Source organism: Hyphomicrobium sp. (assembly GCF_019744875.1).
Lineage (GTDB): Bacteria > Pseudomonadota > Alphaproteobacteria > Rhizobiales > Hyphomicrobiaceae > Hyphomicrobium_C.
This window is the reverse complement of the sequence record NZ_JAIETU010000002.1, coordinates 469,972-482,515: the sequence shown is the minus strand read 5'-3', so window position 1 is coordinate 482,515 and position 12,544 is coordinate 469,972. Positions and strand designations below refer to the sequence as shown.

Genomic DNA, 12,544 nt, shown 5'->3' with positions numbered 1-12,544 from the left:
CGCGCGCACATCGCGCCGCCCATCGAGCGATCACCCCGAAAAAACTCTAGCCGAATGGACGAACCGCGGTAGGCCTACTGCCTACTGCCTACTGCCTACTGCCTACTGCCTACTGCCTACTGCCTACTGCCTACTGCCTGCTGCCCTCAGCACAAATGCGCCTGGGTCTCCGTCACGGCGACGCGATCGGGCAGGGTGAAGAAGTCCGACTGCGCCGCGCACGGCAACACGGTCACCGCGCGCCACGTCGAGTAGGGATCTTCGACTTCGATGAGCGAGGCCCCGTGCAGCTCAAGCAGCGCGCGCGCGAGGCAGATCGGCAGCGACGCCTGTCCGGCCATCGAGCTGTCCGGCCGGCCGCGCAGGTAGACTTCGATCTGAACGAGGTCGCCGTCGACCTTCGCGCCGAAGCCGACGGTGCCGCGGGCGTCCGAGCGGCGAACCGCTTCCGCAAAGAGATTGATGAGGATCTGGCGCATCGGACGGCGGTCGATGAGCACCTCGAGCGTGTCCGGCAGGTTGGCTTCGAGCGAAAGTCCCGTCGCGCCGCCCGGCGGGCCGACGTGGAACTCCCACGCGTCCTTGACGATCGGCGCGAGGTCGATGCCGGTTTCGAGGCGCACGTTCGGATCGTGGTCGAGGAGATAGGTGATCGCCAGCGTGTCCTCGGCGGATTTCAGAAGCTCGCGGCCGCTGTCGCAGATGTGCTGCACGTACTCGCGGTAGCGCGGATGGCCGACGGGCCCGAGCAGCTCGGACTTCATCACATCGGAAAAGCCGATCACGGCGTTGAGCGGCGTGCGCAGCTCGTGGCTGACGCGGGCGATGAGGTCGCCCCAGGGGTGGCTGCGCGACGACGGCAGGCGGCTGAGCCGGGCGGCGGCGCGGGCGAGGCCTTCGAGCTGGGCGGTGTTCGGATTGAGCGTGATGCGCTCCCCGATGAAGGGCAGCAGGGTGGGCGGACCCTCGCTGCCCTTTTGCGCCGGGGAGAGATCGGCGGGTTCGGAAACGGACGAAAGCTTCGCGGAGCGCTGTGCCGTAGGGACGGACGGCAGGTGCCCGCGAAGGGCAAGAAGCGTGACGGCAAGACCGGTAAGCAGAACGAACGGCAACGGCAGAACGTAGATTTCAAGCAACGCGAGCACCAGCGCACCCACATAGAAGACAGCGGCCGTCTGAAGAAAACGCTCGGCCCGGATACCCCCCAGAAGGCGGCTTTCCGGCTCCTGATTTTCGGAGCCGTCGTGCGCGACAAAGCCGTTTTGCAGCGCGGCCACGGGGGTGCCAGCCATGCGAATCTCCTAGCGAATTTTTTGAAGCTTTGCGCGACCGGGACTTCGCCGCTACACAGGCGAATCACTCCTCCAGTTCACCGATTCGGCGGCATTGTGTCGAGGGAGATTAAATCAGCGCAATCATCGTTTTCGGACGTGTGGCTAATCGAGCATCTTCGTTGCGATCTCGAACGCGTCCCGGGACAGATTTTCGGTCTTGACGACCATTTGGAGCACCTTTCGGGCCGCTCCGCGCCGCTCAGCCTCCAGCACCTGCCACGTCCGGAACGCCCCCAGCATGCGGGCCGCAATCGAGGGGTTGAGCCGGTCGATGGCCAGCACCTGCTTGGCCACGAACTCGTAGCCCGCCCCGTCCGGCCGGTGGAACTGCACCGGGTTCTGCATGGCGAACGTGCCGATCAGCGCGCGCACCTTGTTGGGGGTGGCGAGGCTGAATAAAGGGTGCCGCGTCAAGGCCTTGATCTGCGAGATGACCGGGCGCTGCGGGGACTGCGCCTGGGCCGCAAACCACGTGTCGATGACCAGGTTGTCGCCCTTCCAGCGGTCATGGAAGCGATCCAGCGCCTTCTGCCGCTCGGGGTGCGAGCCGGTCGCCAGCAGCATCAGCGCATGCTGCTCGTCGGTCATGTTCCGGGCCTTGAAGAAGTGCTCGGAGAGCCGGGTTTCGTCGCCGCCCGTGCCGCGCGCCGTGAGCAGAGTCAGAACCGCGTTGCGCAGCGACCGCCGCCCGGCGCTCTTGGCGTCCGGCGAGAACGCCGCCTCGGGCCGCATGTCCCGGTAGAGGTCTTCGAGCAGGTCTCCCAGCACCGTGCCCGTCAGCTTGGCGAGCTGGCGGTGTGCCCGGAAGATGAGGCCCGGATCGACGTTACGGCCGATGATGCGGGCGATGTCGGACTGGCTCGGCAACTTGAGGAGTTCCGCCTGGTAGGCAGGCTCCAGCCCGCCACCGCCGACGGCAGCCCCGAGCGCCTTGGCGAACTGCGTCGCGCGCGGCCCCGCCCGCTCGCCCTTCTTGAGCGCCTTGACCATGTCGATCAGCGTGCGCGTGGCATAGGTGTTGGCGGCCTGCCAGCGGTTGAAGAGGTCGCTGTCGTTGGCCATCAGGAATTCGAGATCGCGGTCGGAGGTGCTGACCGTGAGATTGACCGGCGCCGAGAAGCCACGCAGCAGCGACGGCACAGGAACGGACGGCACGTCCTGGAAACGGAAGGTCTGCGTCCGGCGCGTGACATGCAACACGCCGTCTTCGACAGCTTCGCCCGTGTCGCGCACGAGCGCGATGTCCTGGCCGTTCGATCCGATGAGCCCGACCCGCAACGGAATGTGCAACGGCTTCTTCTTCGTCTCGCCGGGCGTCGGCGGCAGGACCTGCTCGATCTTCAGCTCCGCCTGCTTCTTGGCCTTGTCGAAGGAGAGCGAGCAGACGAGCTCGGGCGTGCCCGCTTGCGAATACCAGAGCTTGAAATGGGCGAGGTCGCGGCCAGAGGCCTCCTCGAAGCAGGAGATGAAATCCTCGATCGTCGCGGCTTGCCCGTCATGGCGCTCGAAATAGAGATCCATGCCGCGGCGGAACGCATCCGCGCCGAGAATGGTCTCGATCATGCGCACCAGCTCCGCGCCCTTCTCGTAGACCGTCGCCGTGTAGAAGTTGTTGATCTCGATGTAGCTCTCGGGCCGCACGGGATGGGCGAGAGGGCCTGCGTCTTCCGTGAACTGCGCCGAGCGCAAGAGACGCACGTCCTGGATGCGCTGCACCGTGCGCGAGCGCGCGTCCGCCGAGAACTCCTGATCGCGATAGACCGTGAGCCCTTCCTTGAGGCAGAGCTGGAACCAGTCGCGGCAGGTGATGCGGTTGCCGGTCCAGTTGTGGAAGTACTCGTGCGCGACCACCGCCTCGATGGATTCGAAGTTGGCATCCGTCGCGGTTTCGGGAGACGCGAGGATCAGCCGGTCGTTGAAGATGTTGAGCCCCTTGTTCTCCATCGCGCCCATGTTGAAGTCGGACACGGCGACGATGTTGAACACGTCGAGATCGTACTCGCGCCCGAAGCGCTCCTCGTCCCACCGCATCGAGCGCTTGAGGCTGTCCATGGCCCACGCGGCGCGCTCTTCCTTGCCGTGCTCCACGTAGATCTTGAGGTCGACCTTGCGTCCCGACTGGGTCTTGAAGGTGGACGCGACATGCCCGAGGTCGCCGCCGACGAGGGCGAACAGGTAGCAGGGCTTCGGATGCGGATCGTGCCAGACGGCGAAATGGCGGCCGCGCTTGAGGCGCCCGCGCTCGACCGGATTGCCGTTGCCGAGCAGGATCGGCGCGATGGCCGTCTCGGCTTCGATGCGGCACGTGTAGGTGGCGAGAACGTCGGGGCGGTCGAGGAAATAGGTGATGCGGCGGAAGCCTTCCGCCTCGCATTGCGTGCAGAACACGCCGCGCGAGCGATAGAGCCCCTGCAGCGCCGTGTTGGCTTCGGGGTTGATGATGGTTTCGATAGCGAGCGTGAAGGGCTTGGCCGGAGGCTTGGGGATCGTGAGCGACGTGTCGGTGCGGCTGTAGGCGGAAGGCGCGAGTGCCTCGCCGTCGAGCGAGATCGAAGTGAGCTCGAGCTGCTCGCCGTCGAGCACCAGCGGCGCCTTGCCCGCGCTTGCCGCCGCCGGATTGGGCCTGAGCTTCAGCACCGCCTTGACGGCCGTGCGCGCAGGGTCGAGCGCGAAATCGAGATCGACATGGTCGATCAGATAGGCCGGCGGGCGATAGTCCTTGAGGCGGCGGGGACGAGGCGTATCGGCGGTCATGGGAGCTCCGGGGAAGCTGGACGGCGGCCAGCGAACCACCGAACGCATCGCGCTTCGCCGGGCAAATTGCAACAGGTCTCGCCGCTCTGATCGAGCGCGCGGGGCCTCAGCGGTTGAGCGCGATGACGAGCGTGCGCGGGTTGCCGCCGTTTTCGGAGATGTAGTTCTGGAACAGGTTGTTCAGGAACGACGTCATCTCGAAGCCGATGATCTCCGCATCGCGCACCTTGAACACGCTGCCGCGCCGCACGATGCGCCAGCGTACGTCATAGTTTTCGCCCGAGCGCAGTGAGATGCGGCTGTCGACGTAGATGCCGCCCGCCGTTTCCTTGGTCTGCCCGACCATGATGGCGCGCAGCACCGGATACTTCGGCGCTTCCTTGGCCGCATAGCGCGAGATGAAATTGATCATGCCGGCGTAGTAGGCGGGCCGGTCGGACTTGTTGAGGCTTTGCGCATAGGAGCCGAGCGCGGTGAGCGCGATCGTGGGCACGTCCGCGTGGCTGCGAATGACGGTCGCGAAGTCGCCCTCGGTGCCGCTCTTCTGAGCCTCGATGAGCTGGTTGGCGACGCGCTGCATGTATCCCGCAGGCGTCTCCGCGGCGGCCGAGCCGATCCCCGTGACAAGCATCGCTGCGATGAACGCCACAGTCTTGATCCAGGATGCCGCTCCTGCGAGGGGCAAGCGCTGGTGAAACGTCGTCATCAAACCTGAGCTCCCGCTACATCGCCCGCGGCACCCCTCCAGGGCCGATGGCTTCCCTACATTCAGCACGCACGCGGCGTCTCGTCAAAACTTGGCGCCAATCCGGCCAATCAAGCCCAGCCGAGCATGCCGGGCCAGATGGGGTGAGGCCGGCCGTCGAAAGTGCGGCCAGCCGCACGCGCGCGGCGCGCAAAAACGTGCAACCGGCCGGACGCTAGCGGCCTACCGCGACGGAATTTCGGCAAGGTTGAAGGCGTGGGCGAGGAAATCGACCTGCTCTTGGGAAATTTGCGGCGCAGATCGAACGACCACGGATCGTGCGCGGCGCGGATGAACCAGCACCAGCTCCTGCATAACGCCCGAATGGGACGAGCGAACACGACGCGAAAGGCCCCGGTAGGCGCTGATCGGCTCGACCCAGGAGCCAGATCCCGCAAGGCCGGTGACGGTCATATGCACGAAACCGCCGTCGATCGTGACGTGGCGCCGTTGCAGAATGCTGCGCGCGAGAGAGGCCAGCGGAACCGCGAAAATGGCCAGGAGCACGATCAATCCGCCACCGAGCAGCAGCGCGGTCATGGGCCGATGCGCCACGATTTCCCGCGCCGAGGGATCGGACGCGAGCTGCGAAGCCAGGAGCCAGAAGGGCGCCAGCAGCGCCAGAGTGGCCGGCACGAGCAGCGCCAGCAGCACCGGGCGGCCCATGCCAATCGGGCCGGGTGCCATGTAAAGGGTCTGAGACGGCAACGACGATGATTGGGCGCCCTGAGGCACACCGGTAAGCGACGCGGAGGCCGAAGCCACCAGGTTTGGTAACGTGCCGTGCATGAATGAGCCCCCGCCCCGAATACGACGCTCAGATTGATAGGGTTCTTGCCTTTAGCCAAAGTTACCGGGTGTTCAGAAAAGAGCCGTCCGCAAACATTTTTAATGCGCTTGACACATAAACATATCTTTATATCTTGTCCGGACTAGGCGGCTGACCGCCAGAGAGTCGAAATCGCCCCAGAAATCGTCAAAGACCAAGTCGTCAAAGCCCAGATCGTCAAAGCCAGAGATGTCCGGACCGCTTGAGATCCAGAAGCTTGTAACCGCGCTCAAGGCCGCGGCCGAGAGCACGCGTCTGCGGATCCTGTTGCTGCTGGCGGCCGGAGAGCTGAACGTCAAGGACCTGACGCAGATCCTGGGGCAAAGCCAGCCGCGCCTCAGCCGCCACCTCAAGCTGCTCGCGGAGGCAGGCCTGATCGAGCGCTTCCGGCAGGGAAGCTGGGTCTATTTCCACGTCTCGGACCGCTCGGACGGCGGCAAGCTGGTGCGCCGACTGCTTGAGACGGTCGACGGCCGCGACCCGGTCTTGCGCCGCGACAGCGAGCGCGCCGAAGCCCTCAAGCGCGAGCGCGAAGCCGCCGCCCAAACCTATTTCCGCGACCATGCCGCCGATTGGGACCGCATCCGCGCGCTCTATGTGTCGGAGAGCGCCGTTGAAGCCGCCATCGTTACCGCCTTGGCCGGGCCGACCTACAAGCTGCTCGTCGATCTCGGCACGGGCACGGGGCGCATTCTGGAAGTGCTCGCCGGGCGCTTCGAGCGCGGCCTCGGCCTCGACGTCAACCAGTCGATGCTGGCCTACGCGCGGAGCAAGCTCAAGACGGCCGGGCTGTCCCACGCCGAGGTGCGCCACGGCGACATCTATAACGTGGCGCTTCCCGACGGCGCGGCCGATGCGGTCGTCATCCATCAGGTGCTGCACTATCTCTCGGAGCCCGCCCAGGCCGTCCGCGAGGCCGCCCGCATTCTGGCGCCGGGCGGCCGTCTGCTGATCGTCGACTTTGCCCCGCACGATATCGAAGCGCTCCGCGACGAGCAGGCCCACGAACGTCTTGGTTTCGAGAGCGAGCAGGTTGCCGGATGGCTGGCCGAGGCAGGGCTCGGCAGTCCCGAGATCCTGAGCTTGGCTCCCGAGACGCACGACGACCGTCAGCAGCTCACAGTTTCCGTTTGGACCGCCCGCAAGCCGGACGCCGCCGCGGCTGCCCGTCAGCCCCAAAATCTGGAATGGATCGGATCATGACACCGCCCGCCAATGAAAGAAAAAGCCGTCTCCTCGGCGCCGGCGAGATCGACGTCTCCTTCGAGTTCTTCCCGCCCAAGTCGGAGAAGATGGAAGAAACGCTCTGGGCGGCCGTCAACCGGCTTGCGCCGTTGGCGCCGGAGTTCGTGTCCGTGACCTATGGCGCGGGCGGCTCGACGCGCGAACGCACGCACGCGACGGTTGCCCGCATCGTCAAGGAAACGGCGCTGCGCCCTGCCGCGCATCTCACCTGCGTCGATGCCACCCGCGAGGAAGTCGATGCCGTGGCGCGCGCCTATTGGGATGCGGGCGTTCGCCATATCGTGGCCTTGCGCGGCGACCCCGCGAGCGGCGTCGGCCAAAGCTATACGCCGACGCCCGGCGGCTATGCCAACGCGGCCGAGCTTGTCACCGGCCTGAAGAAGATCGCAAACTTCGAGGTGTCCGTCGGCGGCTATCCCGAGAAGCATCCCGAGAGCGCGTCTCTCCAGTCCGACATCGACAATCTCAAAGCCAAGGTCGATGCCGGCGCGGACCGCATCATCACGCAGTTCGGCTTCGACAACACGCACTATCTGCGCTTCCTGGAGCGCGCACGCGCGGCCGGCATCTGGGTGCCGATCGTGCCGGGCATCGTGCCGATCCATAACTTCCGCCAGGTGGCGGGCTTCGCCGTGCGCACCGGCGCGAGCGTGCCGGCCTGGCTTGCGCGCCGCTTCGAGGGTCTGGACGACGATCCCGCGACCAGCCACCTCGTGGCCGCGGCCGTCGCCACCGAGCAGGTGATGGATCTCGTCGACCAGGGCGCCAAGACCTTCCACTTCTACACGCTGAACCGCGCCGATCTCGTGTACGCCATCTGCCACCTGCTGGGCCTGCGCCCGCTCAAAACGGCGCCGCTTGAACAACGCCGGGCGGCCGGATAGGCGCCACAGAACTCCGCTCTCGCCGCGCGCGGAATGAGGGCGAAACGAGACATCACGTCAAAAAGAAATTCGAGTACGCCATGACCGAAACCGACATCGCCGCAACCCTCGAACGGGCCGCCGCCGAGCGCATCCTGATCATCGACGGCGCGATGGGCACCATGATCCAGCGCCACAACCTGGACGAAGCCGGCTATCGCGGCCAGCGCTTCGCCGATTGGCCGCGCGACGTGAAAGGCAACAACGACCTTCTCGTGCTGACGCAACCCGGGATCATCCAGGGCATCCACGAGGAATATCTCGCGGCCGGCGCCGACATCATCGAGACCAACACGTTCAACGCGCAGCGCATCTCCATGGCCGACTACGGCATGGAGGAGCTGTCGTATGAGATCAACGTCGCGGCCGCAAAGCTCGCCCGCGCCGCGGTCGACAAGTACACGGCGCTCACGCCGGATAAGCCGCGCTTCGTCGCCGGCGCCGTCGGGCCGACCAACCGCACGGCCTCGATCTCGCCGGATGTCAACAATCCGGGCTTCCGCAACGTCTCCTATGACGAGCTGCGCGACGCCTACAAGGAACAAGTGCGCGGGCTCATCGAGGGCGGATCGCAGATCATTCTGATCGAAACCATTTTCGACACGCTGAACGCCAAGGCCGCGGGCCTCGCGACACTCGAAGTGTTCGACGAGCTCGGTATCACGCTTCCGGTCATGATCTCCGGCACCATCACCGACCGCTCGGGCCGTACGCTGTCCGGCCAGACGCCGGAAGCGTTCTGGTATTCGATGCGCCATCTGAAGCCGTTCTCGATCGGCCTCAACTGCGCGCTGGGCGCGGACCTGATGCGCCCGTATCTCGCGGAGCTGTCTCAGATCGCGGACGTGCGCATTTCAGCTTACCCGAACGCAGGTCTGCCAAACGCCATGGGCGGCTACGACGAGACGCCGGACGACATGGCGTGCGCGACGGAGCCATGGGCCCGCGATGGCCTGATCAACGTCATCGGCGGCTGCTGCGGATCGACCCCGGACCACATTCGCCACATCGCCGAGCATGTGAAGCAGTATCCGCCGCGCCCGATCCCGAAGATCGCGCCCAAGCTGCGCCTCTCCGGTCTCGAACCGTTCGTGCACGGGTGAGGGCATGACAGCGTTGACGTTCGAGCACCAGAAACTGACCTCTCCCGAGAGCTGCGCCGCATCTCGCCTGCCCGTCATCCCACATACACAACGGAATTCGAATTCATGACATCTTCCGCAGCGCTGTCTTTCATCAACGTTGGCGAGCGGACGAACGTCACCGGTTCGGCGAAGTTTCGCAAACTCATCGAGGCGAACGACTACGCCGCCGCGCTCGCAGTTGCGCGTCAGCAGGTCGAGGCCGGCGCCATGGTGCTCGACGTCAACATGGACGAGGGCCTGCTCGACTCCGAGAAGGCGATGACCACGTTCCTCAATCTGATCGCCTCCGAGCCCGACATCTCGCGCGTGCCGATCATGATCGACAGCTCGAAATGGACGGTGATCGAAGCCGGCCTCAAATGCGTGCAGGGCAAGCCGATCGTCAACTCGATCTCCATGAAGGAAGGCGAGGAGGCGTTTCTCGAGCACGCGCGCAAGGTTCGCCGTTATGGCGCCGCCGTCGTCGTGATGGCCTTCGACGAGCAGGGCCAGGCCGACACGATCGAGCGCAAGGTCTCGATCTGCGAGCGCGCCTACAACCTCCTGACGGAGAAGATCGGCTTCCCGCCCGAGGACATCATTTTCGACCCCAACATCTTCGCCGTCGCGACGGGCATCGAGGAGCACAACGGCTACGGCATCGCCTTCATCGAAGCGACGCGCCAGATCCGCGAGAAGATGCCGCTCACCCACGTCTCGGGCGGCGTATCGAACTTATCCTTCGCGTTCCGTGGCAACGAGCCCGTGCGCGAGGCGATGCACTCCGTGTTCCTGTATCACGCCATCCGGGCCGGCATGGACATGGGCATCGTCAACGCCGGCCAGCTTGCGCTCTATGACGACATTCCCGCCGAGCTGCGCGAGCTTGCCGAGGACGTGATCCTCAACCGCCGTCCCGACGCGACCGACCGCCTGCTCGATGCAGCCCCGCGTTTCAAAGGCGACGGCAGCGGCCAGAAAGCCAAGGAAAAGGATCTCACCTGGCGCGAAGGCACCGTGGAATCGCGCCTCACGCATTCGCTCGTGCACGGCATCACGGATTTCATCGAGGCCGACACTGAGGAGGCGCGCCAGAAGCTCCCGAAGCCTCTCAACGTCATCGAAGGCCCGCTCATGGACGGCATGAGCGTCGTCGGCGATCTGTTCGGTGCGGGCAAGATGTTCCTGCCGCAGGTCGTCAAGAGCGCGCGCGTGATGAAGCAGGCGGTCGCCTACCTGCAGCCGTATCTCGAAGAGGAAAAGCGCCTGTCCGGCGTCGATCAGATGCCGGCTGCCGGCAAGGTCGTGATGGCGACCGTCAAGGGCGACGTGCACGACATCGGCAAGAACATCGTCGGCGTCGTTCTCCAGTGCAACAACTACGAGGTCATCGATCTCGGCGTCATGGTGCCGGCGTCGAAGATCCTGGAGACGGCCAAGCGCGAGAAGGCCGACATCATCGGCCTGTCGGGCCTGATCACACCCTCTCTGGATGAGATGTGCTTCGTCGCGGCCGAGATGGAACGCGAAAACTTCAGCGTACCGCTGCTGATCGGCGGCGCCACGACGAGCCGCGTGCACACCGCCGTGAAGATCAGCCCCAACTACAACAAAGGGCAGGCCATCTACGTGCTCGACGCGAGCCGCGCCGTGGGCGTGGTGTCGAACCTGCTGTCGGAGACGCAGAGCAAGAGCTATGTCGAAGGGATCCAGGCCGAATACGTGAAGGTGCGCGAAGCCCATCTCGCCAATGAGGCCAAGAAGCAGCGCCTGACGCTGACGGCCGCCCGCGCCAACAAGGTCGCTATCGACTGGGCGGCCTACACGCCGCCGAAGCCGTCGTTCCTCGGCACGCGCACGTATCGCAATTACGACCTCGCGAGCCTCGTGCCCTACATCGACTGGACGCCCTTCTTCCAGACCTGGGAGCTGACCGGTCGCTATCCCGCCATCCTCGACGACAACAAGGTCGGCGTGGAAGCGCGCAAGCTGTTCGAGGACGCGAAGGTGATGCTTGACCGCATCGTTCGCGAGAAGTGGTTCACCGCCAATGGCGTCGTCGGGTTCTGGCCCGCCAACGGCGTCGGCGACGACATCGAGCTTTATGCCGACGAGACGCGCAAGACCACGCGGGCGACGCTGTACACGTTGCGCCAGCAGATGGCGCGCGACCCGAGCCGCGATCGCGCCCACGTCGCGCTCGCCGATTTCGTGGCGCCGAAGGAGAGCGGCATTGCCGACTACGTCGGCGGCTTTGCCGTCACGTCCGGGCTCGGCGAGGAAGCCGCGATCGAGGCACACATCAAGACCACCGACGACTACAGCCGCATCATCGCCAAGGCGCTGGCCGACCGTCTGGCCGAGGCGTTCGCCGAAGCGCTGCACGCCAGGGTGCGCCGCGAGCTGTGGGGCTACGCAAAGAACGAGACGCTCTCCAACGACGATCTCATCCTCGAAAAGTACCAGGGTATCCGTCCGGCGCCGGGCTACCCGGCCCAGCCGGATCACACCGAGAAGGCCACGCTCTGGAGCCTGATGAACGTCGAGGAAGAGACCGGCATCCAGCTCACCGAGAGCTACGCGATGTGGCCGGGTGCGGCCGTTTCGGGGCTATATTTCTCGCACCCCGAAAGCCACTACTTCGGCGTCGGCAAGGTCGAGCGCGACCAGGCCGAGGACTACGCGCGTCGCAAGGGCTGGGCGCTGGAGGAGGCCGAGCGCTGGCTTGCGCCCGTGCTCAACTACGACCCTGTTTCCGCCAGAAAGAACGTGGCATGATCCCGACCTGAGACGGGACGTGGGAAGACCGGACGTGGGAAGATGTGAGACGTGCAGCGTCGCCAAGCGGCTGACGTGAACGCGGGAGGCGGAGAGGGGACATGCCGTTCGTAAATCTGACCGTGGCCCAGGCGGCAGCCGCCTGGATCGCTGCGCCAAACCTCGTGGGCTTCATCCTGCAGCAGGGCCCCGCCTTCAACTACGCCGTGGCGGCCGTTGGCGCGCTCATCATCCTGATTGGCGCCTTTATCGGATCGCGCATCACCAACACCATTGCCAAGCCGACGCTGCTGTCGCTGGTGGCGGCGGTGTCGTTTGCCATCATCGCTGCGTTTGCCGTGTCGGTGCTGATCGGAGAGCGGGCAACGCAATCGGAGCTTTTCGCGCACCTGTTCACGTTTGCGCCTGTTGCAGCCGCGATCGCCGGCTACTTCTACACCGCGCGCCCGCAAACGGCAGCGTAGAGCACGCGCCCACGATCATCAGCCAGAGATCATCCCGCGGCCCGCTCAAGAGCGCGTCCCGCGCCGAATTGGGCGCGCGTCATCCGCCATCGGAAAATGAAACAGGCGCTGACCGGGGGGCGGTAGCGCCTGCTCATGGACGTGACTGCTCGATCTCGGAGAGACGCAGCGCGGTTTCGACGTCAAACCATTCCCACCACGATTGCAGCCAGGAATCCGAAAGACATGAGAGCAGCAAGCATGCTCAGTCGCATCGAAAGTTCCATCGTTTCCTCCTGCCGGCATGGCGCCGGCTTGTCTTGGACGCCGGCTGATCCGGCTTGTTTCGGTACAAGGGCGAACTGGCCC

The 12,544-nt window shown here is 65.3% G+C and carries 8 protein-coding genes and 1 pseudogene; 5 read left to right on the top strand and 4 right to left on the bottom strand.

Features of this window, described 5'->3' with window-relative positions:
* Nucleotides 1-146: 146 nt before the first annotated feature.
* The 4 genes from K2Y42_RS02350 to K2Y42_RS02335 all read right to left on the bottom strand — a co-directional run bounded on the left by K2Y42_RS02350 (nucleotide 147) and on the right by K2Y42_RS02335 (nucleotide 5,520).
* Nucleotides 147-1,292, bottom strand: a complete 1,146-nt coding sequence (locus K2Y42_RS02350; protein ID WP_291148003.1) for a HAMP domain-containing sensor histidine kinase — start codon at nucleotides 1,290-1,292, stop codon at nucleotides 147-149.
* Between the two features lie 144 nt (nucleotides 1,293-1,436).
* Nucleotides 1,437-4,088: an aminopeptidase N gene (gene pepN, locus K2Y42_RS02345; RefSeq protein WP_291148001.1), complete on the bottom strand. Its 2,652-nt coding sequence runs from the start codon at nucleotides 4,086-4,088 to the stop codon at nucleotides 1,437-1,439.
* A 106-nt stretch (nucleotides 4,089-4,194) separates the two neighbouring features.
* Nucleotides 4,195-4,794 carry an ABC transporter substrate-binding protein gene (locus K2Y42_RS02340; RefSeq protein ID WP_291147999.1) on the bottom strand — a complete coding sequence of 200 codons (600 nt, stop codon included), beginning with the start codon at nucleotides 4,792-4,794 and terminating at the stop codon, nucleotides 4,195-4,197.
* Between the two features lie 222 nt (nucleotides 4,795-5,016).
* Nucleotides 5,017-5,520: a hypothetical protein gene (locus K2Y42_RS02335; RefSeq protein ID WP_291147998.1), complete on the bottom strand. Its 504-nt coding sequence runs from the start codon at nucleotides 5,518-5,520 to the stop codon at nucleotides 5,017-5,019.
* 331 nt (nucleotides 5,521-5,851) lie between these two features.
* Here K2Y42_RS02335 and K2Y42_RS02330 point away from each other — a divergent pair, with 331 nt between their 5' ends.
* The 5 genes and pseudogenes from K2Y42_RS02330 (at nucleotide 5,852) to K2Y42_RS02310 (ending at nucleotide 12,196) form a co-directional block, all read left to right on the top strand.
* Nucleotides 5,852-6,865: a metalloregulator ArsR/SmtB family transcription factor gene (locus tag K2Y42_RS02330; RefSeq protein WP_291147996.1), complete on the top strand. Its 1,014-nt coding sequence runs from the start codon at nucleotides 5,852-5,854 to the stop codon at nucleotides 6,863-6,865.
* Complete coding sequence (metF, locus tag K2Y42_RS02325; RefSeq protein WP_291147993.1) at nucleotides 6,862-7,791, top strand: methylenetetrahydrofolate reductase [NAD(P)H]; 930 nt, start codon at nucleotides 6,862-6,864, stop codon at nucleotides 7,789-7,791. The genes K2Y42_RS02330 and metF overlap by 4 nt, the downstream gene beginning before the upstream one ends.
* Nucleotides 7,792-7,871: 80 nt before the next feature.
* A pseudogene (locus K2Y42_RS02320) lies at nucleotides 7,872-8,921 on the top strand (homocysteine S-methyltransferase family protein); the annotation flags it as partial.
* A gap of 63 nt (nucleotides 8,922-8,984) precedes the next feature.
* Nucleotides 8,985-11,732, top strand: coding sequence for a methionine synthase (gene metH, locus K2Y42_RS02315; protein ID WP_291150142.1), 2,748 nt, complete (start codon nucleotides 8,985-8,987; stop codon nucleotides 11,730-11,732).
* A 101-nt stretch (nucleotides 11,733-11,833) separates the two neighbouring features.
* Entirely contained in the window at nucleotides 11,834-12,196 is a 363-nt protein-coding gene (locus K2Y42_RS02310; protein ID WP_291147991.1) for a hypothetical protein, read from the top strand.
* The last annotated feature ends 348 nt before the right edge of the window (nucleotides 12,197-12,544 follow it).